This window comes from Archangium violaceum (assembly GCF_016859125.1).
GTDB lineage: Bacteria > Myxococcota > Myxococcia > Myxococcales > Myxococcaceae > Archangium > Archangium violaceum_A.
Genome location: NZ_CP069338.1, coordinates 9,296,316 through 9,323,244 on the forward strand (window position 1 = coordinate 9,296,316; position 26,929 = coordinate 9,323,244).

Annotated in this window: 26 protein-coding genes; 24 read left to right on the top strand and 2 right to left on the bottom strand. The window is 68.6% G+C overall.

Going from position 1 to position 26,929, the window contains the following annotated elements; all coding sequences use genetic code 11:
• Positions 1-307: 307 nt before the first annotated feature.
• Genes JQX13_RS39345 through menE form a run of 6 tightly spaced genes read left to right on the top strand, consistent with a single transcriptional unit; the run spans position 308 to position 7,667 of the window.
• Positions 308-1,609, top strand: a complete 1,302-nt coding sequence (locus JQX13_RS39345; protein WP_203404552.1) for an isochorismate synthase — start codon at positions 308-310, stop codon at positions 1,607-1,609.
• Positions 1,602-3,371: a 2-succinyl-5-enolpyruvyl-6-hydroxy-3-cyclohexene-1-carboxylic-acid synthase gene (menD, locus tag JQX13_RS39350; protein WP_203404553.1), complete on the top strand. Its 1,770-nt coding sequence runs from the start codon at positions 1,602-1,604 to the stop codon at positions 3,369-3,371. The genes JQX13_RS39345 and menD overlap by 8 nt, the downstream gene beginning before the upstream one ends.
• Positions 3,362-4,222, top strand: coding sequence for a 2-succinyl-6-hydroxy-2,4-cyclohexadiene-1-carboxylate synthase (gene menH / locus JQX13_RS39355; RefSeq protein ID WP_203404554.1), 861 nt, complete (start codon positions 3,362-3,364; stop codon positions 4,220-4,222). The genes menD and menH overlap by 10 nt, the downstream gene beginning before the upstream one ends.
• A gap of 21 nt (positions 4,223-4,243) precedes the next feature.
• Positions 4,244-5,155 (top strand): 1,4-dihydroxy-2-naphthoate polyprenyltransferase, encoded by a 912-nt coding sequence (locus JQX13_RS39360; RefSeq protein WP_203404555.1) that lies wholly within the window; start codon positions 4,244-4,246, stop codon positions 5,153-5,155.
• A 5-nt stretch (positions 5,156-5,160) separates the two neighbouring features.
• On the top strand, positions 5,161-6,225 hold the full coding sequence (locus JQX13_RS39365) for a mandelate racemase/muconate lactonizing enzyme family protein (protein ID WP_203404556.1): 1,065 nt from the start codon (positions 5,161-5,163) through the stop codon (positions 6,223-6,225).
• Positions 6,225-7,667 carry an o-succinylbenzoate--CoA ligase gene (gene menE, locus JQX13_RS39370; protein ID WP_203404557.1) on the top strand — a complete coding sequence of 481 codons (1,443 nt, stop codon included), beginning with the start codon at positions 6,225-6,227 and terminating at the stop codon, positions 7,665-7,667. Before JQX13_RS39365 ends, menE begins: the two co-directional genes overlap by 1 nt.
• 1 nt (position 7,668) lies before the next feature.
• Here the strand turns inward: menE and JQX13_RS39375 are convergent, their stop codons facing one another.
• Positions 7,669-8,028, bottom strand: a complete 360-nt coding sequence (locus JQX13_RS39375; protein ID WP_239014122.1) for an STAS/SEC14 domain-containing protein — start codon at positions 8,026-8,028, stop codon at positions 7,669-7,671.
• A gap of 215 nt (positions 8,029-8,243) precedes the next feature.
• Between JQX13_RS39375 and JQX13_RS39380 the strand changes: the two genes are divergently transcribed.
• The 18 genes from JQX13_RS39380 (at position 8,244) to rsmI (ending at position 25,582) form a co-directional block, all read left to right on the top strand.
• Complete coding sequence (locus tag JQX13_RS39380; RefSeq protein WP_203412417.1) at positions 8,244-9,317, top strand: type IV pilus twitching motility protein PilT; 1,074 nt, start codon at positions 8,244-8,246, stop codon at positions 9,315-9,317.
• Positions 9,318-9,523: 206 nt separating this feature from the next.
• Positions 9,524-10,174: a class I SAM-dependent methyltransferase gene (locus JQX13_RS39385; RefSeq protein ID WP_203404558.1), complete on the top strand. Its 651-nt coding sequence runs from the start codon at positions 9,524-9,526 to the stop codon at positions 10,172-10,174.
• A 203-nt stretch (positions 10,175-10,377) separates the two neighbouring features.
• The gene (gene icd / locus JQX13_RS39390) at positions 10,378-11,673 is read left to right on the top strand and encodes an NADP-dependent isocitrate dehydrogenase (protein ID WP_203404559.1); all 1,296 of its coding nucleotides are present in this window, start codon (positions 10,378-10,380) and stop codon (positions 11,671-11,673) included.
• A 22-nt stretch (positions 11,674-11,695) separates the two neighbouring features.
• Positions 11,696-12,637, top strand: coding sequence for a malate dehydrogenase (mdh, locus tag JQX13_RS39395; protein ID WP_203404560.1), 942 nt, complete (start codon positions 11,696-11,698; stop codon positions 12,635-12,637).
• Positions 12,638-12,891: 254 nt separating this feature from the next.
• On the top strand, positions 12,892-14,772 hold the full coding sequence (gene sdhA, locus JQX13_RS39400) for a succinate dehydrogenase flavoprotein subunit (protein ID WP_203404561.1): 1,881 nt from the start codon (positions 12,892-12,894) through the stop codon (positions 14,770-14,772).
• A 16-nt stretch (positions 14,773-14,788) separates the two neighbouring features.
• Entirely contained in the window at positions 14,789-15,619 is an 831-nt protein-coding gene (gene sdhB, locus JQX13_RS39405; protein ID WP_203404562.1) for a succinate dehydrogenase iron-sulfur subunit, read from the top strand.
• Between the two features lie 225 nt (positions 15,620-15,844).
• Entirely contained in the window at positions 15,845-17,005 is a 1,161-nt protein-coding gene (gene sucC, locus JQX13_RS39410) for an ADP-forming succinate--CoA ligase subunit beta (protein ID WP_203404563.1), read from the top strand.
• A gap of 20 nt (positions 17,006-17,025) precedes the next feature.
• Positions 17,026-17,928, top strand: a complete 903-nt coding sequence (gene sucD / locus JQX13_RS39415) for a succinate--CoA ligase subunit alpha (protein WP_203404564.1) — start codon at positions 17,026-17,028, stop codon at positions 17,926-17,928.
• Positions 17,929-17,963: 35 nt separating this feature from the next.
• Entirely contained in the window at positions 17,964-18,407 is a 444-nt protein-coding gene (gene ndk / locus JQX13_RS39420) for a nucleoside-diphosphate kinase (RefSeq protein WP_203404565.1), read from the top strand.
• A 175-nt stretch (positions 18,408-18,582) separates the two neighbouring features.
• Positions 18,583-19,746, top strand: a complete 1,164-nt coding sequence (gene rlmN / locus JQX13_RS39425; protein WP_430384227.1) for a 23S rRNA (adenine(2503)-C(2))-methyltransferase RlmN — start codon at positions 18,583-18,585, stop codon at positions 19,744-19,746.
• 86 nt (positions 19,747-19,832) lie between these two features.
• Positions 19,833-20,096 carry a 30S ribosomal protein S16 gene (gene rpsP, locus JQX13_RS39430; protein ID WP_203404566.1) on the top strand — a complete coding sequence of 88 codons (264 nt, stop codon included), beginning with the start codon at positions 19,833-19,835 and terminating at the stop codon, positions 20,094-20,096.
• Positions 20,097-20,121: 25 nt separating this feature from the next.
• Positions 20,122-20,412, top strand: a complete 291-nt coding sequence (locus JQX13_RS39435; RefSeq protein ID WP_203404567.1) for a KH domain-containing protein — start codon at positions 20,122-20,124, stop codon at positions 20,410-20,412.
• Complete coding sequence (rimM, locus tag JQX13_RS39440) at positions 20,409-20,957, top strand: ribosome maturation factor RimM (protein WP_203404568.1); 549 nt, start codon at positions 20,409-20,411, stop codon at positions 20,955-20,957. Before JQX13_RS39435 ends, rimM begins: the two co-directional genes overlap by 4 nt.
• Positions 20,957-21,691 carry a tRNA (guanosine(37)-N1)-methyltransferase TrmD gene (gene trmD / locus JQX13_RS39445; RefSeq protein ID WP_203404569.1) on the top strand — a complete coding sequence of 245 codons (735 nt, stop codon included), beginning with the start codon at positions 20,957-20,959 and terminating at the stop codon, positions 21,689-21,691. Before rimM ends, trmD begins: the two co-directional genes overlap by 1 nt.
• Positions 21,692-21,824: 133 nt before the next feature.
• On the top strand, positions 21,825-22,229 hold the full coding sequence (gene rplS / locus JQX13_RS39450; RefSeq protein WP_203404570.1) for a 50S ribosomal protein L19: 405 nt from the start codon (positions 21,825-21,827) through the stop codon (positions 22,227-22,229).
• A gap of 100 nt (positions 22,230-22,329) precedes the next feature.
• Positions 22,330-24,324 (top strand): ATP-binding protein, encoded by a 1,995-nt coding sequence (locus JQX13_RS39455; RefSeq protein ID WP_203404571.1) that lies wholly within the window; start codon positions 22,330-22,332, stop codon positions 24,322-24,324.
• 36 nt (positions 24,325-24,360) lie between these two features.
• Positions 24,361-24,744: a YraN family protein gene (locus JQX13_RS39460; RefSeq protein WP_203404572.1), complete on the top strand. Its 384-nt coding sequence runs from the start codon at positions 24,361-24,363 to the stop codon at positions 24,742-24,744.
• A 7-nt stretch (positions 24,745-24,751) separates the two neighbouring features.
• The gene (gene rsmI / locus JQX13_RS39465) at positions 24,752-25,582 is read left to right on the top strand and encodes a 16S rRNA (cytidine(1402)-2'-O)-methyltransferase (RefSeq protein WP_203404573.1); all 831 of its coding nucleotides are present in this window, start codon (positions 24,752-24,754) and stop codon (positions 25,580-25,582) included.
• Positions 25,583-25,634: 52 nt separating this feature from the next.
• Here rsmI and JQX13_RS39470 read toward each other — a convergent pair whose 3' ends face one another.
• Positions 25,635-26,906 (bottom strand): hypothetical protein, encoded by a 1,272-nt coding sequence (locus JQX13_RS39470; RefSeq protein ID WP_203404574.1) that lies wholly within the window; start codon positions 26,904-26,906, stop codon positions 25,635-25,637.
• Positions 26,907-26,929 lie beyond the last annotated feature (23 nt).

The following is a 26,929-nucleotide window of genomic DNA, read 5'->3' on the forward strand; positions in this document are numbered from 1 at the left end:
CGGTCCACGGCGTCTAGCACACCCGGCAGCCGCCGCATCAATTGTTGGAAGCACTCCGGCGTGAGGACCTGCTGTCCATCACATAAGGCCTGCTCGGGCCGGGGGTGCACTTCGATGAGCACCCGGGGCGGGCCTTCTCGGGACGTCCCTCCGCCCGCCTCACCTGGTTTGCCACTCACGGGCGCCTCCCGTCCCATGTGGAGTTCACGTTGTTTTGAACCCCGTGATGCTTGTATAGCCAAACCGGCGTACAGAACAACAAGAGGTTGCTGCCCTGGTTGGTGGTGGAGCCTCGTGAGGACCGGTGATGACGACGCTCGTGCCCGCTGACGGAGGCCACTGGGTGGCGGGGATGATCTCCCTGGCCGCGGTGGATCCGCTCGCGGGGGCGGAGGTGTTGGGCGAGCCATCCATCTATTGGGAGCGGCCGCTCGCGGGTGAGGCGATGGCCGGGTGGGGTGAGGCGGCATCGGTGGAGGCCGATAGCGCCGCGCGGGTGCTGACGGTGCTCGAGGCGTTGTCGGCGCCGGACTCGGTGCGGTGGTTGGGTGGGTCTCCCAGCGCGCTGCCGGGTCCCTGGTTCGGAGGCATGCGCTTCTCCCAGGCGGGCGGAGATGGAGGCTGGGGGCCGTTCGGCTTCGGGCGGTGGACGCTGCCGGAGGTGGTGGTGTGGCGCGAGGGGACGGCTCTGGCGGTGGCGGCCTTCGCGCCCGAGGGCCCGGGGGCCGAGGACGTGGTGCGCTCGTTGCTGGCCCGGGTGGGCTCGGCCTTTCCGGCCGGTTACCGCCACCCCAGGAGTGGAACCCAGGCGTTGAGGCTGTCCTCGTCCCGACCGGATTTCGAGGGGCGCGTGACGCGCGCGGTGGAGACGATCAGCTCCGGCGGACTCCAGAAGGTGGTGCTGGCGCGGGCGGTGGAGGTGGAGGGCGAGCGCGCCTTCGATCGGGTGGACGTGCTGGCCCGGCTGCGCGAGCAGAACCCGCGCTGTGCCACCTTCCTCTTCCGTGCGCCGGACGGGACGGCCTTCCTGGGCGCCACTCCGGAGACGCTGTGCCGGCTGGAGGGGCGCCGGCTGGAGACGGAGGCACTCGCCGGGTCCGCGTCGCCCACCCAGGCCGGAGAACTGGGCGGGAGCGAGAAGGATCGCCGTGAGCACGAGGCGGTGGTGCGCTACATCCTCAAGGCGCTCAAGCCGCTGGCCGAGCACCTCGAGTCGGACGCCGAGCCGGCGCTGCTCACCCTGAAGAACGTGGTGCACCTACGAACTGGCATTCGCGCCGAGCTTCGCGAGGGAGTGGGCGTGGCCGAACTGGTGGCGGCGCTGCACCCCACACCCGCGGTGGGAGGCACGCCTCGGGAGCGTGCGCTGGAGTTCCTCGTCGAGCACGAGGAGCTGGACCGGGGCTGGTACGCGGGACCGGTTGGCTGGATAGGACCCGGGCGGGCGCATCAGATGGTGGCGCTGCGTTCGGCACGCATCAAAGGATCCCAGGCCCGACTCTTCGTGGGTGCTGGTATCGTGGCGGGCTCCAGCGCCGAAGCGGAGTGGCGCGAGACGGAGATGAAGAGTCTGGCCATGCTGCGGGCCCTCGGAGGAGGACATGTCTGACGCCAACCTGAATCAGCTCTGGGCGCGGGCATTGTTGGAGGAGCTGGTTCGCGGGGGTGTGCGGCACGCGGTGGTGTGTCCGGGCTCGCGCTCCTCTCCACTGGCGTTGGCGAGTGCTCGCACCGAGGGGGTGCGCACCTGGTCCATCATCGACGAGCGCTGCGCCGGCTTCTTCGCGTTGGGATTGGCGAAGCAGTCGCGCGCGCCGGTGGTGCTGGTGGCCACGAGCGGGACCGCGGGGGCGCACTTCTACCCGGCGGTCATCGAGGCGGCCATGTCGCAGGTGCCGCTGGTGGTCCTCACCGCGGACCGGCCCCTGGAGTCGCAGGGGTGGGGCGCGCCGCAGACGGTGCCCCAGGCGCGGTTCTTCGGGGAGTACGCGCGGCTGTTCGCGGACGTGGGTCTGCCGGAGGCGGATGACGCGGCGCTGGTTCACCTGCGTGCCACCGTGGCCCGGGCCGTGGCCATGGCCTGCCGTGCGCCCAGGGGCGCGGTGCACCTCAACGTGCCGTTCCGGGAGCCGCTCGCGCCCACGCCGGGGAGCTTCGACGCGAAGCACCTGTCCTCGCGGGCCCGGGAGGGCAGGCCGGGCGTGCCGCTCACGCGCATCCACCCTCCCTCGCGTCTGCCGGATGCCCAGGCCCTGGAGGCGGTGCGTGCGCGGGTGGCCGCCACCGAGCGCGGTGTCATCGTCTGCGGCCCTCGGGACGAGAACGACGGCTTCGCGGAGGCCATCGCCTCGCTCGCAGAGGCCACCGGCTATCCGGTGCTGGCCGAGGCCGCCTCCCAGGCGCGCTACGGCGGCGGTCCGGCCACGGTGTCGCTCTACGACGCGATGCTGCGACACGAGCCCTTCGCCCGGGCACACCGGCCGGAGCTGGTGCTGCGCTTCGGTGGAGGTCTGACGCCCAAGGGATCGCAGGCGTGGATCGACGGCTCGGGTGCGGAGGTGGTGCTCTTCAGTGACGAGGGCGCGCTCTTCGATCCAGCGCACGCCGCGGCGCGGGTGGTGGAGGGCTCGGCGGTGGCGGCCTGCGAGGCGCTGTCCCAGGGGCTCTCCCGGGGCCTGGGTCCGTGGGCGCGGAGCTTCCTCTGGGCCGAGCAGTGGACGCGGGCGGCGTTGGAGTCGGCCTTCTCGGAGGACCCGTCGCTCACGGAGATGCGCGTGGCCCACGAGGTGGTGACGGCGCTGCCGGACGGGGCGAACCTCTTCGTGTCCAGCAGCATGCCCATCCGTGACGTGGATGCCTTCGCGCCCTCGACGGGCCGGAGGCTGCGGGTGCTGGCCAACCGGGGCACCAACGGCATCGACGGCATCGTGTCGAGCGCACTCGGGGTGGCGGCGGCCTCGGGGCGTCCCACCGTGTTGCTCACGGGAGACCTGGCCTTCCTGCACGACGTGGGCGGGCTGCTCACGGCGCGCCGAAGCGGGGTGCCCTTGACGGTGGTGGTGGTGAACAACGACGGTGGAGGCATCTTCTCCTTCCTTCCCATCGCGCAGGCCGAGCAGGCGCGCTCGCAGTACGAGACCCTGTGGGGCACGCCGCATGGCGTGGACCTGTCGCACGCCGCCGCGCTCTACCAGGCCCGCTTCCGGCGCCCGGACTCGCCCGCTTCGCTGCGCTCGGCCGTGGCCGAGGGACTCAAGGGCGGTCTCCACCTGGTCGAGGTCCAGGTGGCGGAGCGCGCGAGGAACGTGGATCTGCACCGGCAACTCTTCGCGAGGATGGCCACCGCACTGGGAGAAGGCCCATGGCTCTGAAGATGGCGTACGAGACGTGGGGAGAGGGTCCGCACCCGCTCCTCCTCCTGCATGGATTCACGGGCAACCGCTCCTCGTTCGAGCACCTGCGCCCGCTGATGAGCGACAAGGTGCGGGTCATCTCGGTGGACCTGCCGGGCCACGGCCAGACGCCGCTGCCCACGCGCACCGGCCGCGATGGCTTCCTCGAGACGATCGAGGCGCTGTTCGGGGTGATGGACGAGGTGGGCGTGGCCAGGACGAACCTGCTGGGCTATTCGCAGGGCGCGCGTTTCGCGTTGGCCGCGGCGCTGACCCGGCCCGAGCGCTTCGGGCGGCTCATCATGGAGAGCGGCTCGCCGGGATTGCACCGCCGCCAGCACCGCACGGAGCGGCGCGTGAGTGACGCGCAGCTGGCGGCCATGATCCGGCAGAAGGGCGTGCCGGCCTTCGTGGCGTATTGGGAGTCGCTGCCGCTCTTCGCGGGCGTGCGCAAGTTGCCCGCCGAGCAGCAGGAATCCGTCCGGGCCCGGCGCCTCGAGTGCACGGCGGATGGATTGGTGGGGGCACTGGAGTGCCTGGGCCTGGCGGTGCAGCCGGACTATTGGCCGGAGCTGCAGCGCCAGCGGCTGCCCACGCTGTTGCTGACGGGAGCGCTGGACGAGAAGTTCACGCAGATCGCCCGTCGGATGGCGGAGGATCTGCCGGTGGTGTGGCGGCGCACGTTCGAGGACTGCACCCATGCCCCGCATCTGGAAGCGCCGGAGGAGTACGCCCGCGAGGTGCTCTCCTTCCTGCAGACCCCCTGGTACGAAGCGCCCGAATTCGAGAGCTCCACGCCCGACAAGAGCGCGGCCGGGGGCCACGGCTAGTTGCCGAAAGTGATTCATCCCATGAACGCGATAGCTCCCGCGGTGGAGGCACCTCGCCCCACCTTGAAGACGTGGTTGATGGCCGCGAGGCCGAAGACGCTGACGGCGGCGCTGGTGCCGGTGATGGTGGGCACTGCGCTCGCCTACGGGCTGGGCGTGGGCCGGTGGTTGCCGGCGTTGGCGGCGCTGGTGGGCGCGATGCTCATCCAGATCGGCACGAACCTGACGAACGACTACTACGACTTCAAGAAGGGCGCGGACACGGCGGAGCGGCTGGGGCCGACGCGGGTGACGCAGAGCGGGCTGATCGCGCCGGGGACGGTGCTGGCGAGCGCGCTCTTGTGCTTCGGGCTGGCGGTGGTGACGGGCATCTACCTGGTGGTGGAGGGAGGGTGGCCGATCGTGGCGATCGGGCTGGCGTCGGTGCTGGCGGGCTACGCGTACACGGGAGGCCCGTTTCCGTTGGGGTACAACGGGCTGGGGGACGTGTTCGTCTTCATCTTCTTCGGGCTGGTGGCGGTGCCGGGGACGTTCTACGTGCAGGCGCTGACGGTGGGCCCGGCGGCGTGGTGGGCGGCGATCCCGGTGGGGGCGATCGGCACGGCGCTGCTGGTGGTGAACAACCTGCGTGACGCGTCGACGGACGTGAAGGCGGGCAAGAGGACGCTGGTGGTGCGCTTCGGCACGATGATGGGCAAGGTCGAGTACGTGCTGCTGCTCGTGGCGGCCTTCGCGACGCCGCTGGCGATGTGGGGCCTGGGGCTGGCGAGCCCGTGGGTGCTGCTGGCGCTGTTGAGCGTGCCGGTGGCGGTGCCGCCGCTGAAGCGGGTGTTGGGGGCGGAGGGAGCGGCGCTGAACCCGGCGCTGGGCGGGACGGCGAGACTGCAACTGGTGTTCGGGGTGTTGTTCTCGGCGGGGCTGCTGCTGAGGTAGGCCAAATGCGCATCACGGAGGTGACCCTCGAGCCTTTGCGGCTGGAGATGGTGAACCCCTTGAAGACGGCGAGGGGCACCTACGCGGCACGAGAGGGCTTCGTGGTGCGCTTGCGGGACGAGGAGGGGCGGGTTGGACAGGGCGAGGCGATGCCGCTACGGGAGTTCGGAACGGAATCACCGAGCGACTGCGAACGAGCCCTGAAGTCGATCAATCAACTCCCTCTCCCTCTGGGAGAGGGTCGGGGTGAGGGTATGTGCCACCCCCTGGGCCTGACCCTGAGGACCCCGGCGGCCAGACACGCGGTGGAACAAGCCCTGCTGGATCTCCTCGCCCAGCGCCAGGGCGTTCCACTGTGCCGACTCCTCTCGGCCGAAGCCCGAGAAGAAGTGCGGGTCAACGCGCTGCTGGGAGCCTCATCGCCGGAGGCGCTCGCGGAGGAATCAAGGCGAGCGGTCGCGGAGGGCTACGAGACGCTGAAGCTCAAGGTCGCGGGCCGGCCGCTGGCGGAGGACGTAGCGAGACTCTCGGCGGTGAGGGATGCGGTGGGCCGGGACATCCGCCTGCGAGTGGACGCGAACGGAGGGTGGACGGAGTCGGAGGCGGGACCGGCGCTGTTTCGGCTGGGCGAATACCACCTCGAGCTGTGCGAGCAGCCCGTGGCGGCCGAGGATCACGAAGCCCTCGCGCGCCTGAGTGAACACGCACCGTGCCCTCTCGCGGCGGACGAGTCCCTGGCGCTGCCGGAGGTGCTCCGAGCGCTCCTGGACTACCCGCGTACGGTGGGCATCCTGGTCCTCAAACCCATGGTGCTGGGAGGCCTGTTGCCGGCGCTGTCACTGGCGCGCGAGGCGGCGAAGAAGGGCCTGGAGGCGTACGTGACGAGTTCGTTGGACGGGGTGATCGCGCGAGCGGGAGCGGCGCACCTGGCGGCGGCGTTGCCGTCGGGGAGGTACGCGTCGGGGCTGGGGGTGGGACACCTCTTCAAGGATGAGCCCGGGAGCCATCCATTCCGCCCGGTGCGGGGCCGCATCGAGCTGCCGCGGACGCCGGGCCAGGGAGTGAACTGATGCAGTGGACATGCCCCATCCGAGCCGGCTCGGAGACGCGACCGGACGCACCGGCGCTCACGTTCGCGGGGCGGAGGTGGACGTACCGGGCGCTGGACCTCGAGGTGGGCCGGTGGGTGGGGGCGCTCAGGTCCCGAGGTGTCGCGGCGGGAGAGCGGGTGGCGCTGCTGGCGACGAACCACGCGGCGGGAGTGCACCTCTTCCTGGCGCTCGGGAGACTGGGAGCGGTGCTGGCCCCACTCAACGCGCGGCTCACGCGTGCGGAGCTCCAGCCCCTGGCCGAGGACGTGTCCCCGCGGCTCACCCTGGCACTCACGAGCCTTGCCGAGCGCCTTCCCGGCGCCGAGCCACTGGAGTCCTTCGCGGACGCCCTGGGTGCTCCCGATGCCCACTGCGAGCCCCTGGAGACGAAGACGCCACGGGTGATCCTCTTCACCTCGGGGACGACGGGCCGGCCGAAGGGCGCGGTGCTGACGGAGGGGAACTTCCGGGCGTCGGCGCGCTTCTCCGAGGCGAACCTGGGCCCACACCCCGCGCCGCGCTGGCTGGGAACGCTCCCGCTCTTCCACGTGGGGGGCCTGGCGATGCTCACGCGCACCGCGTACGACGGAGGCTGCCTCGTCCTGAGGGAGCGCTTCGAGGAGAACGACACCAACCGGGCCATCGACGAGGAGGGGGTCACCCACGCGAGCTTCGTGGCCACGACGCTGGAGCGGGTGCTGGACGCACGGAAGGACCGCCCCGTGCCATCCACGTTCCGGTTGGCGCTGATCGGCGGAGGGCCCGTGCCCGCGCCGCTGCTGGAGCGAGCGAGGGCGGCGGGCATCCTGTCGCTGCAGACCTACGGACTGACGGAGGCGTGTTCGCAGGTGACCACGGAGCACCCGGACGAGGCGGATGGACGAACGGCGGGCCGCCCGCTGCCGGGCCTGGAGCTTCGCATCGTGGGGCCCGGGGGCGAGGCGTTGGGCCCGGGAAGGGAAGGGGACATCGAGGTGCGAGGCCCCACGGTGATGGCCGGTTACTGGAACCGGCCGGAGGCCACGAGCGAGACCCTGCGGGACGGCTGGCTGCGGACGAAGGACATGGGGGTGTTGGACGAGCGGGGGCGGCTCACGGTGCTCTCCAGGCGGACGGACCTGATCATCCGGGGAGGGGAGAACATCTACCCGGCGGAACTGGAGGCGGTGCTGGCCTCGCACCCGGTGGTGCGGGAGGCCGCGGTGGTGGGAGTGCCGGACGGACGCTGGGGCGAGGTGCCGGTGGCCTTCGTGGCGACACGGGACGGAGCCCCCCTGCCGGAGGATCTGGGGGCGTGGTGTCGCGAGTCCCTGGCGGGCTTCAAGGTGCCCGCGCGCTTCCTGAACATCGAGGCGCTGCCGCGCAACGCCATGGGCAAGGTGGAGCGCACGGTGCTGCGCCAGCGGGCTCGAGCGGCCTGAGTCAGGCCGCGTCGAGCTCGTCGCGGGCCTCGAGGAGCCAGTGCCGGGCCTCCTCCTCGTCCTGGAAGCGGCGGAGGATGCTGTCCATGCCGCTGGCGCGCGCGATGCGGTTGAGCTGGAGCGTGGTGAGCTCACTGTTGACGAGCTCGGCGATGCGCCTCATGCCCGCCTTCATCGCGGCCTCCTGGCCCTGGCGGAGGAGCTCCGCGGCCTCGGGAGAGGTGGTCCGGAGGTGGCGCAGGTCGGCCAGGGCGACGACGACGCGCCCCTGTTGGGCGAGCGAGCGCACCGCGTTCAGGGACTGCTCGACGAACTGCTGCATCTCATCGGCGCGAACGGTGCCTTCCAGGGTGACTTCCACGATTGATTTCGACTGATCGATCTTGACCTGGAACAGGGGAACCTCTGCGGAGCGGGGCGCGGGCAGCGGAGTTTTCTACCTGGATTTCATACCTCATGCCAGAGGCCCCCGCTGTGACGGCGCGGTGAAACCCGAGAGGGGGAATCCGGTCAGGTTCCTGGCTGGCCCGGGGGGCTTTCGCCTAGAATCCCCGCGCGACGAGAGAGGTACTCCCCCTGGATCAGGCAACACTCAACAAGCTGCTCACGGTCGGCGTCCAGAATGGCGCTTCGGACATCCACTTCCGGCCTGGCGATCCGCCCATCTACCGGGTCAATGGCGTGCTGCGGCCGCTGAAGATGGAGAAGCTGCATCCGGATCACACCAAGCAGGTAGCGCTTCACATCATCCAGGATCCGCTGACGAAGACCCAGGTGGACAACCTGCAGGAGTACGACACCTCCTACGGCTTGCCGGGGGTGGCGCGGTTCCGGGTGAACATCTACCGGCAGAGGGGCACGCTGGCGTGCATCCTGCGCATCATCCCGGACGAGATCCCCACCATCGACGGGCTGGGGCTGCCACAGGTGCTCAAGACGATCGCCGGCAATGATCGCGGACTGGTGCTGGTGACGGGAGCGACGGGCTCGGGCAAGAGCTCGACACTCGCGGCGATGATCGATCACATCAACCGCACCGAGAACCTGCACATCCTCACCATCGAGGATCCGGTCGAGTTCATCTACAAGAACCACAAGTCCTCCATCTCGCAGCGGGAGATCGGCCCGGACACGGAGAACTTCGCCATCGCGCTGCGCGCCGCGCTGCGCCAGGACCCGGACGTCATCCTGGTGGGCGAGATGCGCGACACGGAGACGATCGACATCGCGCTCAAGGCCTCGGAGACGGGCCACCTGGTGCTCTCGACGGTGCACACGACGGACGCCTCGCGCACCATCAACCGCCTCGTGTCGGTGTTCCCCGCCGAGGAGCAGGCGATGGTGCGCATGCGCCTGGCCGACAGCCTCAAGGCGACCATCTCGCAGCGGCTGCTGCCGAAGGCGGACGGCAAGGGTCGCACGGTGGCGCTGGAGATCATGGTCCAGACCAAGTCGGTGGAGCAGTACATCCGCGAGGATCGGACCAGTGAGCTCAAGGACGTAATCGAGAAGGGCCGGGACATGTTCGGCATGCAGTCCTTCGATCAACACCTGAGCCAGCTCTACCGCCAGGGCATCATCACCCTGGAGACGGCGCAGAGCGCGGCGACCAACCCGGCGGACTTCCAGCGCGCGCTCGAATTCGAGTGAGCGGGCGGTCCACGCGGTTCGCGCCGGTGTGTGTGTCCCGGTTCTGGGAGGAGCGGAATGACCCGGTGATCCGCGGCCCCGTGGAAGTCCCCTCTCCCCCTGGGAGAGGGCGAGGGTGAGGGTATTTCCCGCCCTGTGTTGCTCACTGGCGCTTGCGATGACCCTCGTGGGAACCGGGGCCGTAGACCTCCTGATAAACCTTGGACATGTCGAGCGACACACAGGAACAGCGCGTCCGTCAGGTCTACGGAGAGATAGCCAAGGCCTACGAGGCCTTCTTCCCCTCGCTGCACCGGTACGAGGGGAGGGTGGAGGGGTTTCTCGCGGAGGCGGTGGTACCCGGCTGTCGGGTGCTGGACGTGGGGTGTGGCCCGGGGCACCTGACGAGGGCGCTGGACCCGACCGTACAGGTCGTGGGCCTGGATCTCTCACCCGAGATGATCGACCTGGCGCGGAGGGGTCGGCCCACGGGCGAGTACCGGGTGCACAGCTACCGCGACCCCATCCCGGAGGAGCTCGGCCATTTCGACGTGGCGCTGGCGGTGGGGTGCCTCGACTTCTGCGACGATCTGCCGCGAACGCTGCGCCACGTGTCCGAAGCATTGAAGCCTGGAGGGCGCTTCCTCTTCACGGTGCTCGAGCGCCGCCCGGGGCTGGAGGGGCACGAGGACGCCCGGCGACAGGTCCAGACCGCGGACACGGAGGTGACGCTGTACTTCGAGTCCTTCGAGGAGACAGCCCGGGCCCTGGAGGCCTCGAAGCTCCTTCCCCGTGCCTACACCCATGCGCCCGGCTGGGTGCAGCTCACCGGGCAACGGACGATGTACTTCGGCTGGTGGGACGTGGAGCGGTGCTGAGCGCGGGCGCACCTGTTCTGGGAGGTAGGGTCGAAGCGGGGAGGGGCCGCGGCGGAGCTCCAGGCGGAAGGCCCTATGGGGATTGGATCCGATAAGTCAGGCCGCACGCTCGGCAGCCGAACATCCTTGACGCGGGGGGCCAGTGTTGCAAAGCATCCGCGGCCCGATAGGTCACCCCCATCCCCAAGTCAGGAGCTTCCTTCATGGCCCCTCCGAGCGGCGAGAAGATCACCCTGCAGAACGGCAAGCTGTTCGTGCCGGATCACCCCATTGTCCCCTTCATCGAGGGTGACGGCACCGGCCGCGACATCTGGCGCGCCTCGCAGGCCGTGTTCGATGCGGCCGTGGAGAAGGCCTACAAGGGGAAGAAGAAGATCTCCTGGTTCGAGGTGCTGGCCGGCGAGAAGGCGTTCAAGACGGTCAACAACTGGCTGCCCGACGAGACGGTCGCCGCCTTCCGCGAGTACCTGGTGGGCATCAAGGGCCCGCTGACCACGCCCGTGGGCGGTGGCATCCGCTCGCTGAACGTGGCGCTGCGCCAGCTGCTGGACCTGTACGTCTGCCTGCGGCCCGTGCGCTACTTCAAGGGCGTGCCGAGCCCCGTGAAGACCCCCGAGAAGGTCGACATGGTCATCTTCCGGGAGAACACCGAGGACATCTACGCCGGTATCGAGTTCGAGGCGGGTACGCCGAACGCGGCGAAGTTCCTCGAGATCCTGAAGAAGGAGTTCCCGAAGGAGTTCGGGAAGATCCGCTTCCCGGAGAACGTGGGCCTGGGCGTGAAGCCCGTGTCGAAGGAGGGCAGCGACCGGCTCATCCGCGCCGCGATCGAGTACGCCATCCGCGAGAAGCGCAAGAGCGTGACCTTCGTGCACAAGGGCAACATCATGAAGTTCACGGAGGGCGCCTTCCGCAAGTGGGGCTACGAGCTGGCCGCCCGCGAGTTCGGCGACAAGGTCTACACCTGGGATCAGTGGGAGGCCACCAAGGCCGCCAAGGGTGAGGACGCCGCCAACGCCGAGCAGAAGGCCGCGCTGGCCGGTGGGAAGATCCTCATCAAGGACTCCATCGCGGACATCACCCTGCAGCAGGTGCTGACGCGTCCGGACGAGTTCGACGTCATCGCCACGCTCAACCTCAACGGTGACTACCTGTCGGACGCGCTGGCCGCGCAGGTGGGCGGCATCGGTATCGCGCCGGGCGGCAACATCAACTACGTCACCGGCCACGCCGTCTTCGAGGCCACCCACGGCACCGCGCCCAAGTACGCGGACCAGGACAAGGTGAACCCGGGCTCGGTCATCCTCTCCGGCGAGATGATGCTGCGCCACATGGGCTGGAACGAGGCCGCCGACCTCATCATCACGGGCATGGACAAGGCCATCGCTAACAAGACGGTCACCTACGACTTCGCCCGCCTGATGCGTCAGGAGGGGCAGGGCAGCGTGACCGAGGTGAAGTGCTCGGAGTTCGGGCAGGCCATCATCAAGAACATGTAGTCGTCACGGAGAGACAATCCACATGGCTCACACCAAGAAGAAGATTGGCCTCATCGGCGGCGGTCAGATTGGCGGCAACCTGGCCCTGCTCGCGGTGCAGAAGCAGCTCGGCGACGTCGTCCTCTACGACATCCCGGCGGCCGAGGGCCTGGTCAAGGGCAAGGCGCTGGACATCAATCAGCTCTCCGCCGTGGACGGCTACGACTGCCGCGTGACCGGCACCACCGACTGGAAGGACGTGGCCGGCTCGGACGTGGTGATCATCACCGCGGGCGTGCCCCGCAAGCCGGGCATGAGCCGCGAGGACCTGCTCGACGTCAACCTGAAGATCATGCGGGACGTGGCGGGCAACATCAAGCAGCACTGCCCCAACGCCTTCGTCATCAACGTGGCCAACCCGCTGGACGCCATGGTGTTCGCGCTCCAGAAGATCTCCGGTCTGCCCAAGAACATGGTCGTCGGCATGGCGGGCGTGCTCGACACCAGCCGCTTCAAGTGCTTCGTCGCCGAGGCGCTCGGCAGCTCCATCCGCGACGTCGAGGCCCTGGTGCTCGGCGGCCACGGTGACGACATGGTTCCGCTCGTGCGTCACAGCACCGTGGGCGGCGTGCCCCTCACCCAGCTCATCGCCAAGGACAAGCTGGACGCCATCATCGACCGCACCCGCAAGGGCGGCGCCGAGCTGGTGGCCCTCTACAAGACGGGCAGCGCCTACTTCGCTCCCGCCGCCAGCTCCATCGCCATGGCCGAGAGCTACCTGCTCGACCGCAAGCGCGTCCTGCCGGCCGCCGCCCTGCTCGAGGGCCAGTACGGCATCAACGGCTACTTCTTCGGCGTCCCGGTGCAGATCGGCGCCGGCGGCGTGGAGAAGATCGTCGAGGTGGAGCTCAACGAGGCCGAGAAGGCCGAGCTCAACAAGTCCTTCGATTCGGTGAAGAAGACCGTCGAGGGCGTGAAGCTGTAGTCCTTCCCGCCGCGAGCCGGCCCGGTCCCGCGCGGTGCGAGCCGCCGCGCGGGCCGGACTGAGCGGGGCTGATGCCGGAGATGGAGCGCTCTTATCCCTTCGCTCCGGTAATCTTTGCGGCTCGCTGAATTCGCCAGTTAACTAGAAAGTGTATTGAACCGGAGGTCTGGGCGGCGCGTTCGCTCGCGAAGTCGGGTTGCGGCGCCGTCCATGCCCGAGGGCGTCCGGCCCTCCGGTCACCAAGGAGACGCAGCATGGCAGCAGCAGCGCGGTTCACGGTGGTGGGCGGCGGACTCGCCGGACTGATGACCACCATCAAGCTCGCCGAGGCCGGCTATCAGGTCGATATCCTGTCGCTCGTGCCGGTGAAGCGTTCCCACTCGGTCTGCGCCCAGGGCGGCATCAACGGCGCGGTGAATACCAAGGGCGAGGGTGACTCCCCGGACATCCACGTGAAGGACACGCTGCGCGGCGGAGACTTCCTCGCCGAGCAGGTCTCCGTGAAGGGCATGTGCTACGCGGCCCCGGGCATCATCTACCTGCTCGACCGCATGGGCGTGACCTTCAACCGGACGTCCGAGGGTCTCCTGGACTTCCGCCGTTTCGGCGGCACGCTGCACCACCGCACGGCCTTCGCGGGTGCCACCACCGGCCAGCAGCTGCTGTACGCGCTGGACGAGCAGGTGCGCCGCTGGGAGTCAGAGGGCCGCGTCACCAAGTACGAGTACTGGGAGTGGCTCGGCATGGTGAAGGACGGCACGGGCCGGTGCATCGGCAGCGTGGCCATGGATCTGCGGACCAACGAGATCCGCACCTTCCCGGCCGAGGCCGTGTGCCTCGCCACGGGTGGCCCGGGCATCGTCTTCGGGCGCTCCACCAACTCCATCATCAACACCGGAACCGCCGCGGGTCGCGCCTTCATGGAGGGCGCCATCTACTCCAACGGCGAGTTCATCCAGGTGCACCCCACCTCCATCCCGGGTGAGGACAAGCTGCGCCTGATGAGCGAGTCGGTGCGTGGCGAGGGTGGCCGCGTCTGGGTGCCCAAGAAGAAGGGCGACACCCGCGACCCGAAGGACATCCCCGAGAGCGAGCGCTGGTACTTCCTCGAGGAGAAGTACCCCAAGTACAAGAACCTCGTGCCGCGCGACGTGGCCACCCGCGAGATCTTCAGCGTGTGCCGCGAGCTGGGCATGGGTCTGGGCGGCCAGGACGCCGTGTACCTGGACGTCACGCACATCCCGGCCCACGTGCTCACCGCCAAGCTGGGCGGCGTGATGGAGATCTACGAGAAGTTCGTGGGTGATGACCCGCGCCACGTGCCCATGAAGATCTTCCCGGGCATGCACTACTCGATGGGCGGTCTGTACGTGCGCTTCGAGGCGGATCCGCAGACGCAGACGCCGCTGGTCGGCAGCCCCGTCAACCAGTCCACGAACATCCCCGGCCTCTATGCCGCGGGCGAGGCGGACTTCGCCTACCACGGCGCGAACCGCCTGGGCGCCAACTCGCTGCTCTCCTGCATCTACAGCGGCATGATCGGCGGCCCGGCCATGGTGGCCTTCTCCAAGAACAACGCCAAGAGTGCCACCGACGCGGACAACCAGAAGTACTTCGCCGAGTCGAAGAAGTTCTGGGAGGACCGCTTCGCCACCATCAAGAAGATGGACGGCAAGGAGAACGCGTACGGGCTCTCCCGCGAGCTGGGCGATCTGATGACGGAGAACTGCACCGTCGTCCGCTACAACGATCGCCTGAAGAAGACCGTGGAGAAGATCCGCGACTTCAAGGAGCGCTGGAAGAACCTCAACGCGCTCGACACCGGCAACGTGGGCAACCGGAGCATCTCGTACGCCAACCAGCTCTGGAACATGTTCGAGCTGGCCGAGGTCATCGCCAAGAGCGCGCTGCTGCGCGACGAGAGCCGCGGCGCCCACTACAAGCCGGAGTTCTCGCTGCCCGAGCCGGAGACGAAGGATCCGACGAAGGATCCCAACTGGATGGCGCTGTGGAAGAAGCGCCACGAGAAGTGGGCGAAGACGACCATGGCCAGGTACTCGGCCGAGGGCCCGCAGATCAGCTACGAAGACCTTCCCACGCCCGTGCTCGACCCCGAGCCGCGCTGGTACGCCTGAGTAAGGAGGGAACGACATGGACACCGCGACCGCGCAGGCACCTGTCAGCACCACCACGAAGCACGTCACCTTCCGCATCTGGCGGCAGAACGGTCCGGATGGGGCGGGGCACTTCGACGAGTTCCGCGTCCCGTACAGCAAGGGCGCGAACGTCGTCTCCTGTCTGATGGAGATCCAGCGCAACCCGGTCACCACCGACGGCCGCAAGGTCTCCCCGGTGATCTGGGACGCCGCCTGCCTCGAGGAGGTGTGCGGCAGCTGCGCCATGAACATCAACGGGCGGGTCCGCATGGCCTGCTCGGCGCTGATCGACCGCATCATCGGTGACGGGGAGCCCATCATCACCCTGGAGCCGATGAAGAAGTTCCCGGTCACGCGCGACCTGGCGGTCAACCGTGACCGCATGTTCGACGCGCTCAAGCGCGTGAAGGCGTGGATCAACATCGACGGCACGCACAACCTGGGCCCCGGTCCGCGCCAGTCCCAGGGGGACCACTCGGTGATGTACAAGCTGTCCACGTGCATCACGTGCGGCAGCTGCCTCGAGGCGTGCCCGCAGGTGACGATCGACAACGGCTTCATCGGCGCCGCCGCCATCAGCCAGGCCCGGCTCTTCAACATGAACCCCACCGGCAAGATGAACGCCGAGGAGCGCGTCCGGGGTCTCATGGGGCCGGGCGGTATCCAGGACTGCGGCAAGGCGCAGAACTGCGTGAAGGTGTGCCCGAAGGAGATCCCGCTCACCACCTCCATCGCGGTGATGAACCGCGAGGTGACCAAGCAGATCGTCAAGGACATCTTCTTCGACCAGGGCGAGGAGAAGAAGTCGACGAGCGGGCCGGGCTAGCAGCAGGGTAGTAGGTGTCAGTCACATGGTCGTTTCACGAGGCCCCGCGTCCGGCTGTTCCTCGCCGGGCCGGGGCCTCGGTTCTTTCCGGTCCGCGGGTTTGGCCCTTGACAATAGGGCCTTGCCAAGCGGGCCATTCTGCGCGAGAGAGGCACCCGCATCGTCCCGCCCCGGGGCTGATTCCCGGGTGCCAGTCTCGCGTCACTCGCGTCACCCGGAGCCTCGATGAAGATCCACGAGTACCAGGGCAAGGAACTCTTCCGGAAGTATGGCGTCCCCACGCCGAGGGGAATCCTCGCGCTTTCGCCCAATGAGGCCGAGGCGGCCGCCAAGGAGCTGGCGACCCCGGTCGTCGTCGTGAAGGCGCAGATCCACGCGGGCGGTCGCGGCAAGGGCGGCGGCGTGAAGCTCGCCAAGAGCCCCGCCGAGGCGAAGGACCTCGCCAAGCAGATGCTGGGCATGAAGCTCAAGACGATCCAGACCGGGCCCGAGGGGCAGACGGTCCACAAGGTCTACATCGAGGAGGGCCTGGCCATCGGTCAGGAGCTGTACCTCGGCGTGACGCTGGATCGCGCCACCTCGCGCATCACCTTCATGGCCTCCCGTGAGGGCGGCGTGGAGATCGAGGAAGTGGCCGCCCACAGCCCGGAGAAGATCCTCCGCGAGTCGGTGGACCCGGCGGTGGGCTTCCAGGACTTCCAGGGCCGCAAGCTGGCCTTCGGCCTGGGCCTCACCGGTCCCACGGTGAACAAGTTCGTCCAGTTCTGCGCCGCGCTCTACAAGATGTACGTGGAGACGGACTCCTCCCTGGTGGAGATCAACCCGCTGGTCATCCTCAAGGATGGCGGCGTGGTGGCGCTCGACGCGAAGGTGAACTTCGACGAGAACGCGCTCTACCGGCACAAGGATCTGCTCGAGTACCGCGACATCGCCGAGGAGGATCCGCGCGAGACCCAGGCCAAGGAGTGGGACCTGGCCTACATCGCGCTGGAGGGCAACATCGGCTGCATGGTGAACGGCGCGGGTCTGGCCATGGCCACCATGGACACCATCAAGCTGGTGGGCGGCGCTCCGGCCAACTTCCTCGACGTGGGTGGCGGCGCGAGCAAGGAGAAGGTGACTGCCGCCTTCAAGCTGATCCTCGCCGACCCGGCCGTGAAGGCGGTGCTCGTCAACATCTTCGGCGGCATCATGAAGTGCGATGTCATCGCCGAGGGCATCATCGCCGCGGCGAAGGAAGTGCAGCTCAAGGTTCCGCTCGTGGTGCGGCTCGAGGGCACCAACGTGGAGAAGGGCAAGGATCTGCTGCGCAACTCCGGCCTCGCCATCACCCCCGCCGACAACCTCCGCCAGGCCGCCGAGAAGGCCGTCGCCGCGCTGAAGTAGGGCAGAGAAAGGTTCAAGCCATGAGCATCCTCGTCAACGAGAACACGAAGGTCCTCTGCCAGGGCATCACCGGCTCGGCGGGCTCGTTCCACTCCAAGCAGATGCTGGAGTACGGCACGAAGCTGGTCGCCGGCGTCACGCCGGGCAAGGGCGGTACCGACTTCGAGGGCAAGGTCCCCGTGTTCAACACGGTGGCCGACGCGGTGAAGCAGACCGGCGCCAACACCTCGGTCGTCTTCGTTCCGCCTCCCTTCGCCGCCGACTCCATCATGGAGGCCGCCGACGCGGGCATCTCCCTCATCATCGCCATCACCGAGGGCATCCCCGTCAACGACATGATCAAGGCCAAGCGCTACCTGCAGGGTAGGCCGGGCGTGCGCCTGATCGGCCCCAACTGCCCCGGCGTCATCACCCCGGGCGCCCAGTGCAAGATCGGCATCATGCCGGGCCACATCCACAAGCCGGGTCGCATCGGCGTGGTGTCCCGCTCCGGTACGCTCACCTACGAGGCCGTGTTCCAGCTCACCCAGCTGGGCCTGGGCCAGTCCACCGCGGTGGGCATCGGCGGTGACCCGGTCAACGGCACGGACTTCGTGGACGTGCTGAAGCTGTTCAACGAGGACCCGGAGACCGACGCCGTCATCATGATCGGCGAGATCGGCGGCGACGCCGAGGAGCGCGGCGCCGAGTACGTGGCGCGCGAGTTCACCAAGCCCATCGCCGGTTTCATCGCCGGCCAGTCGGCTCCTCCGGGCAAGCGCATGGGCCACGCCGGCGCCATCATCTCCGGTGGCAAGGGCACGGCCTCGGAGAAGATCAAGGCCATGGAGTCCGCGGGCATCCTCATGTCCGCCAGCCCCGCCGAGCTCGGCACCACGCTGCAGGAGGCCGTCAAGCGCGGCGCTCCCAACAAGAAGCGCTAGTCCCACCTCTCACACGTCACACGAGGACCACGACAATGGCCATCGAGCGTACGCTGTCCATCATCAAGCCCGACGGGCTCCAGAAGGGCGTCATCGGCAAGATCATCTCCCGCTTCGAGGAGAAGGGTCTCAAGCCGGTCGCCATCCGCCTGCAGCAGCTGTCCCAGGCCCAGGCCGAGGGCTTCTACGCCGTCCACAAGGAGCGGCCCTTCTTCAAGGACCTGGTGAACTTCATGATCTCCGGCCCCGTGGTGCTGATGGTGCTGGAGGGTGAGAACGCCGTCCTGGCCAACCGCGACATCATGGGCGCCACCAACCCGGCCAACGCCGCCCCGGGCACCATCCGCCGCGACTTCGCCACCAGCATCGACCAGAACACGGTGCACGGTTCGGACAGCCTGGAGAACGCGAAGATCGAGATCGCGTACTTCTTCCGCGAGACCGAGATCCACGGCTACGACTGGACGGCCAAGAAGTAGGCAGTAGGGCCTCGAGCCCAGGACCCCGGCCCGGCTCCCGCGCTCCTCCGCGGGTGGCCGGGCCGGTCGTCTTTTCCGGCAGCCCACGAAAAGCAGGGAAGGGGACGGGCGCTCCTTTGACTCCGCGTCCCATCCTGTGGGAAGTCACGCCCACACTCCCCTCGTTGGAATCATGATGATGCAGCCCGAGCCCACCAGCGCCAACGCCGACATCACGGCCACCTCCGTGCCCGCGCAGGCCCCCGCGCCCGCGAAGCTCGTGGAGGTCTCCAGTCTCACGCTGGAGGGCCTCACCCGCTTCCTCACCGAGGAATTGGGCGAGCGTGCGTTCCGTGCCGGCCAGCTCTACCGGTGGATCCACCAGCGCGGCGCCACGTCCTTCGACGAGATGACGGACCTCTCCAAGGTCCTGCGCGAGAAGCTCAAGCAGCGCGCGGAGATCGTCCCCCTGGTGAAGGACGCCGAGCAGCGCTCGGTGGACGGCACCATCAAGTACCGGTGGAAGACCCGGGATGGTCGCTACATCGAGTCCGTCTACATGCCCTCGGAGGACCGCAAGACGCTGTGCGTGTCCACCCAGGTGGGCTGCGCCATGGCGTGCAGCTTCTGCATGACGGGCACCCTGGGTCTCAAGCGCAACCTCACCCCGGGGGAGATCGTCGCCCAGGTGCACGCGGTCAACCGCGAGGTGCGCAAGAACGAGAAGCTGGAGACCCTGCGCCCGCTCTCCAACCTGGTCTTCATGGGCATGGGCGAGCCCCTGCACAACTTCGAGAACCTGAAGACGGCGCTCTCCATCCTCCAGTCCGAGGACGGGCCCAACTTCAGCCACCGCCACATCACCGTCTCCACCGTGGGCCTGGTGCCGATGATCGAGCGCTTCGGCCAGGAGACGGACGTGAAGCTCGCCATCTCGCTCAACGCGAGCACCGACGAGCAGCGCTCCAAGACGATGCCCGTCAATCGCAAGTGGAACATCGCGGCGCTGCTCGACGCCTGCCGCAAGTTCCCCCTGCGCCAGGGCCGTCGCATCACCTTCGAGTACGTCCTCCTGCGGGACTTCAACGACAGCGACGAGGATGCCTACCGCCTCATCGAGCTGCTCAAGGACATCCCCGCCAAGGTCAACCTCATCCCCTACAACGAGAACCCCGGGCTCGGCTTCAAGACGACCATGGACGAGCGGGCCGAGCGCTTCCGGGAACTGCTCACCGAGGGGCATATCGCCGCCTTCATCCGGCAGAACCGGGGCCGGGACATCGCCGGGGCCTGTGGGCAGCTGGCCAATCGGGGCGGAGAAAATGCGTCAGAAACGGCGCAAAACCCCGAGCTTCCTTGACAATCCGGTTGGGGCGGCGTTAAGAGCGCCCCCCTCCAAGCTGATCACCTTCGTTTCACCTTTAGTTTTCACCTGGAGCATCAGAAATGGCCGTTGTTCTCCGTCTTGCCCGCGCGGGCGCCAAGAAGAAGCCGTACTACCACGTGGTGGCCACCGACTCCCGGAACCCCCGGGACGGCAAGTTCATCGAGGCCGTCGGCGCCTACGACCCCAACCACAACCCGGCCAAGGTGGAGTTCGACGCGGATCGCCTGGAGCACTGGCTGAAGGCCGGCGCGACCCCCTCCGAGACGGTGGGCGAGCTCATCAAGCGCCACAAGCGCGCCGCCGCCGCCAAGCCCACGGCCTAGTCCCTCGCAGGGCTGAGCGGACAGCGTGGAGCAACTCATCATCTATCTCGCGCGGGCCCTGGTCGATCAACCCGATCAGGTGAGCCTGCGCGCGTCCGACGTGGAGGGGGCCCGGCTCTATGAGCTGAAGGTCGCCCCCGAGGACGTGGGCAAGGTCATCGGCCGCGATGGGCGCACTGTGGGTGCCCTCCGGACGTTGCTCGGTGCCGCGGCCCAGAAGCAGGGCCAGAAGGTCCGCCTGGAGATCCAGGACGACCGGCGCCAGCAGCCCCAGGCCGCGGCCCCCGCGCCCGCCACCGCCCCTCAAGGCCAGTGACGCTCAAACCCCATCTCGAGCTGGGCTATGTGGCCCGCGCCCATGGTCTCCGGGGAGAAGTGGCCGTTCGCCCCTTCGATCCGGAGTCCGAGACGCTCGACTACGTCGAGCGTGTGCTCGTGCGCACGCGTGCTGGCGTGGAGCGCGTCCTGCGCATCGAGTCCGTCCGCCCCACCCCCAAGGAAGTCCTCGTCGTTTTCGAGGAGGTGGAGGGCCGCAACGACGCCGAGGCGCTGGTGGGGGCCACGGTGCTCGCCTTCCGTGAGGACCTCGAGCCTCCCGCCGAGGACGAGTACTTCCAGGGCGACCTGGTGGGGCTCACCGCCGTGGACGAGTCCGGCAACGTGCTCGGCCGCGTGGAGGAGCTCTGGAGCACCGGCGAGGTGCCCAACCTCGTCATCCGCGCCGAAGGCAAGGAAGAGCTGGTGGTGCCCTTCGCCGACGATTTCGTCTCCACCGTGGACATCGCGGGTGGGCGGCTCGTGGTGAAGCCCCCGGAGTACCTGGAGGTCGGCGGGGAGGAGCGGGAAGGGGGCGAGGACTGATGTATCCCGTGGAGGTGCTGACCCTCTTCCCGGACAGCGTCTCGGGCTACCTGAGCGCGAGCATCCTCGGGAAGGCCCGGGAGAAGGGGCTGCTCGGCGTCACCGTCACCTACGTGCGGGACTTCGCCGAGGGCAAGCACCGCGTCACCGACGACACGCCCTACGGGGGCGGCGCCGGCATGGTGATGAAGCCCGAGCCCCTGGTGGCCGCCATCGAGGCCGCCCGGGCCCGCGCTCCCGCCGGGGCGAAGGTGCTGCTGATGAGCCCTCGCGGCCCCGCCTTCACCCAGGCGAAGGCGCGCGAGCTGGCCAAGGAGCCCGGCCTGATCCTCGTCTGCGGCCGCTACGAGGGCGTGGACGAGCGCGTCATGCCCTATCTGGACGGGGAACTGTCCCTGGGGGACTTCATCCTCACCGGGGGTGAGGTGGCCGCCCTGGCCGTGGTGGACGCGGTGGCCCGGCTGCTACCCGGGGTGCTGGGCAACGAGTCCTCCAGTGTTACCGAGAGCTTCGAGGAAGGGCTCCTGGAGCACCCCCACTACACCCGGCCGCCCGTCTTCCGCGGCGCCGAGGTGCCCGCCGTCCTTCAGTCTGGCGACCACGCGCGCATCGCACGCTGGCGCCGCTGGAAGGCCCTGCAGCTCACCCGGGAACGGCGTCCGGATCTGTTCGCCCGCCTGGAGCTCGGCAAGGCGGACACGAAGCTGCTGCAGAAGAAAGAGGAGGAGTTGTAGCCCCTCCAATGGTTTCCGGACAATGGTCGGTGTTCTGCGGGCTTGTCCGACCCCCGGCTCTCTGGTAGTACGGCCCGCTCTCAAGTTTCGTATACCCCGAGTCCGAGCATCAGGGGAGTACTGGAGTCAAGTCATGCGTCGCAGCGCCATCGAGTACGTGGAGGCCAAGAACCTCCGCAAGGACGTTACCGAGTTCCGCACCGGTGACTCCGTTCGCGTCCACTGGAAGATCAAGGAGGGCGACAAGGAGCGCGTGCAGGCCTTCGAGGGAGTGGTCATCCGCAAGACGAAGGGCCACAACCGCGCCACCTTCACCGTCCGCAAGGTCTCCTTCGGCGTGGGCGTGGAGCGCATCTTCCCCGTGCACAGCCCGCGCTACGAGAAGATCGAGGTCCTCACCCGCGGTAACGTGAACCGCAACCGCCTCTTCTACCTCCGCGCCCTCAAGGGCAAGGCCTCCCGCGTGGAGAGCCAGGAGGACGCCGAGATGCGCCGCGCCACCTCGGCCGGCAAGGCCGCCGAGCAGGCGAGGGCCTGATCCGGCTCCGGCCCTCGTTGGCCGGTTCCTTCCAGGGGAGCGTTCCTTTTCCAAGGGCGCTCCCTTTTTTCATGCCCATGCGCGATAGAATGGGGGGCGCATGCACTTCGTCGAAGTCGCCGTCCAGAACGTCCGCGGGTTCGCCCCAGCGGGCCGTTTCGCCCTGAAGCCCGGATATCTGGTGCTCAAGCCGCCCGCGGACGTGAGCCCGTTGGCCGGTCTGGCGCTCGCGCTGCTCTACGCGGACGGGCGCGGGGGTGATGCCTCCTTCGCCGCCTCCGCGCAGAAGCCGGGCAAGGCCGCCCTCACCCTGGTGGGGCAGGACTCCGTCACCTACCGCGTGCTGCGCGAGCTGGGCGGTGGTGGTTCGCTGCATCGGCTCAATCCCAGCACGAAGCAGCCGGAGTTGGTGACGCAGGACACCGCCGAGGCCAATCAGTTCCTCCGGGGCCAGGTGGGGCTGCCGCCGCGCACCACCTTCGAGCAGCTCTTCTGTCTCCAGTCGGCGCAGCTGCCCTCGCGCCGGCCCCGGGGGGCGGGCCGTCCGGCCTCGACCTCGGGCCTGGGTCTTCGCTCGGCGGGATCGTCTCCGGGCCTGCCCGCCCTGCATTCGCCGTCTTCTCCCGGCATGCCGGCCCTGCGCTCGCCGTCGTCCGGAGGCATGGCGATCTCCGCTTCGGGGCTGGGCCTGCAGACGGTGCTGCCCGCGTCGGACATCCCCGCCGCCGAGGCGAAGCTGCGTGAGCTCGAGAAGGAGCTCGTCTTCTGCAAGGAGGTCGACAACCTCCAGTTCGAGGTGGACGGGCTCAACTCGCAGGTCTTCGATCTGGAGTCGAAGCTGCGGAGCACCGACGGATTGAAGGAGAAGCTGCGCGAGACGGAGGCGGCCTGGTCCGCCGAGCCCACGCCCGAGTCCTTTGGTCTGCCCCAGGACATCGTGGCCCGCGCGGAGCGCTACTCGCGGACCCTCGCCCGGCGAGACGAGGCGCTCGCGCGGCTCAACTCCGAGCGCGAGGTGGCCGAGGAGGAGGCGGCGCGTCTGCCAGACGTGGAGCCGCTCGTGCGCAACCGCAACTTCTGGATCGCCGTGGCCGCGGGCGTGGCGTGCTTCATCGCCGGCTTCTTCTTCACCAACGCGGGCCGGTACGTGGCGCTGCTGGACATCCCCGCGTTCGGCTTCGCGGCCGTGCTGGCCCTGCGCTACGTGGACGAGCTGCAGTACAAGGACAAGATCCTCCGCCGCGGCGAGATGTTCGTCGTGCGCGAGAAGAAGATCCTCGAGGAGTTCGAGGCTGAGGCGGGGCCGGTGCGCAAGGCTCTCGAAGTGTTCGACGTGGACACGCCCAGGGAGATCGCCCCCCGGCTCCAGCGGCGCGAGCAACTCGGCGCCGAGGTGGCCCAGTTGCGCGCCGAGCTCGTCGCCATGGAGCGGCATCCGGAGCTCGTCGAGGCCGTCGAGCAGCTGCCGGTGATCCGCCAGCAGATCGAGCTGCTCAACGCGAAGATCGCGGAGAAGGGCTCCTTCGTGCGCGACGTGCGCGAGGTGGAGCGGGAGATCCTCCGGCTCAAGGAATCCATCGCGCTCGCCCGCAACCCGCAGCTGGCCGGAGCGGGGCTGATGCCCGGCGCCGAGATGGGCACGGGCATGGAGCCCCTGGAGGATCCGTCGCCCCTGCTGCTCGGTCTGACGGGTGATCTGCTCGCCACGGACGTGCACGCGGTGGTGGGGATGATGCGGGAGCGGTGCGTGCAGTACTTCAGCGCGCTCACCGAGCGCCGCTACGTCGGCGTGGAGTGGGACAGGGACGGGCGGACGATGGTGGTGGCCGCCTCGGGCCGGCGCATGCCCGTGGGCGAGCTGGCTCCGCGCGAGGTGGACCTCTTCTTCCTCAGCCTCCGGCTGACGGTGGTGGAGAAGGTGAGCGCCCGGGTGAAGCTGCCGCTGCTCGTGGAGGACGCGCTGGTGGGGGTGGACGAGACCCGGATGCCGCTGCTGGCGCGGATGCTCAAGCACCTGGGCACGCTGACGCAGGTGCTGCACGTCACCCCGCACGCCGGCTTCGCGCAGATGTCGGACGGGACTGTCACTCTGTAGCGCGGGGCCTCCGTGTCGGAGGTCCGGGAGGTTGGGATGGGACGGGGAGGGGCGGCGGTGGATCGCAAGGAGTACGGGGACGAGGGAGAAGAGGTGGCGGTGCGCTTCCTGGAGCAGCAGGGCTACCGGGTGCGCGCGCGCAACTACTCCTGCCGCCACGGGGAGCTGGACGTGGTGGCCGAGCACGGGGAGACCCTCTGCTTCGTGGAGGTGCGGATGCGCTCCACGGCGGTGTGGGGGGATCCTTCCCACACGGTGTCCTTCAGCAAGCAGCGCAAGGTGGTAAAGGCCGCGTTGCATTACCTCGCGGTCCATCGGCTGCGGGACAGGATGCTCCGCTTCGACGTCATCTCGGTGGTGGGCCGCGGCGAGCGCGCGACGGTGGAGCATCTGCCGGGCGCCTTCGACGCTGGCATGTGAGGCACGGATGCCCGGAACGCTCTACCTGGTGGCGACGCCCATTGGGAACCTGGGGGACATCTCCACGCGCGCCCTGGAGACGCTGCGGCAGGTGGCCTTCGTGGCCTGCGAGGACACGCGGCACTCGCGCGTGCTGTTGGACCATTTTGGCATCTCCGCGGACACGGTGAGCCTTCCGGCCTTCGCCGAGGGCCAGCGCGCCGGCCGCATCCTGGATCGGCTCGAGGCCGGGGAGGACTGTGCGCTGGTGACGGACGCGGGCAGTCCGGGCATCAGCGACCCCGGCGAGAAGCTGGTGGCCGAGGCGCTCGAGCGCGGAGTGACGGTGGTGCCGGTGCCGGGGCCCACGGCGCTGGTGGCGGCGCTGAGTGCCTCGGGGCTGCCCACCGGGCGCTTCCACTTCCTCGGCTTCCTGCCGCGCAAGGGCCCCGAGCGTCAGGCCATGCTCGAGGAGGTGGCCCCGCTGTCGGCCACGATCGCCCTCTACGAGTCACCGCGCCGGCTGGCGGAGACGCTGGTGGACTTGAAGGACGCGCTGGGGGACCGGCGCGCGGTGGTGGCCCGGGAGCTGACCAAGGTGCACGAGGAGTTCGTGCGCGGCTCACTGGCCACTCTGGCCGAGCGCTACGCCACCGAGGAGCCCCGGGGCGAGGTGGTGGTGCTGGTGGAGGGGCGGACCGGCGAGCGCCGCTGGTCCGAGGAGGAGCTGCGGCGTGCGCTGGAGGCGGGGCTCGGGCGAGGGGAGAAGCTCAAACCTCTGAGCACCGAGCTGGCCCGTCGCGCCGGTTGGTCTGGTCAGGACGTGTACCGGCTGGGACTGGGACTCAAGAAGCAGTGAAGACCCTCACCCCGACCCTCTCCCAGGGGGAGAGGGAGGAAGGGCCGTCACCCTAGAACCGGAAGGTGGCGGTGATGTCCACGCGGAAGTCCTTGCTCTCGGAGGCGTAGAAGCGCCGCGAGACGAAGTCCGTGCGGTAATCGAAATTGGGGTTGAGCTCCGCGGGTTCGTCCGTGATGTCCACCGAACCGTTCGCGTTGATGTCCTTGCCGATCTTCTCGTCGGTGAGGACATGGTCCGTGTTGTACAGGAGCATGCCCGAGCCCCGGACGGACACCACGTCGGAGAGTTGTGCCGTCAGGGCGAGCTGGCCGCCAATCTGTACGTAGTCCCCGGTGTAGAGCAGCTTGCGCAGCGCGCCGCTCAGCTCGTTGTAGTAGCGGCCCTCGGACACGTAGTTGGTGATGGCGCGCAGGTCCATCTTGAACTTGCGACGGGGCTGGTCATAGACCTGGAACTCGGAGCCGAACGTCACTCCAGCCACGTGCGCCGGCAGGATGCCCGTCGTCTTGCGATCCCATCCCGGGGTGCCGCAGTTGTCCGGGTGGCCGAGGTTCTGCGGCTCCACGTTGCGGTTGTCGCAGTTGGAGTAGAAGCCCGGGCCCCGCACCGGGATGGTGTAGTGCATCTTGAAGTACGGATCCGCCAGGCCGATCTTCCGCGAGAGCGCCGTGTACAGCGTGTACTTGTGCACCCGGTCGCCGACGGCTCCCCGGTCGTCCGAAGCCGTCACCATGCTCGGGTTGAGCTGCGCCGCCGTGGGCGCCTCGTAGTCCAGCCCCACCACCCACGTGGGCTTGGTGTCGTCCTTGCGCTGGTTGAAGACGGACCACGCCAGCCCGAAGCGCATGTTGCCCAGGCCGCCGCGGAACGACTCCAGGGGCACGGCGAAGAGCGGCTCCGGGCTGTCGGCCACGCAGGGCCTGCCGTCCTCACAGTTGTTGCGGACGGTGTTGCTGGGGATGGAGGAGTTGCCCGCGTTCCGGCCCGAGACGTAGCTCCAGTCCTCGTTCCAGGCGAGGATGATGGGCAGCCCGAACGACAGCTCCACGTCCTGGTAGATGCCGAAGGCCAGGTCCAGGTTCAGCCGGGTGTCGTGACTCTTGTACCAGAGCTCGGGAGTGAGCTGACGCGCCTCCCCCAACGGGAGGACCTCGCGGAGGATCTTCGTGCGCCGCTGCGTGTGCTCGAAGCCCACGTCGATGAACATCCCGAACGGATCATCGTCCTCGAAGGACGATGCGACGCGGGTGATATCCGCCGCGGTGGCGACGAACGGCGCACCCAGCGTCAGCGCGGCGACAACGGCGCGAAGCCTGGACATCCGACCTCCGGAACCACATCCTC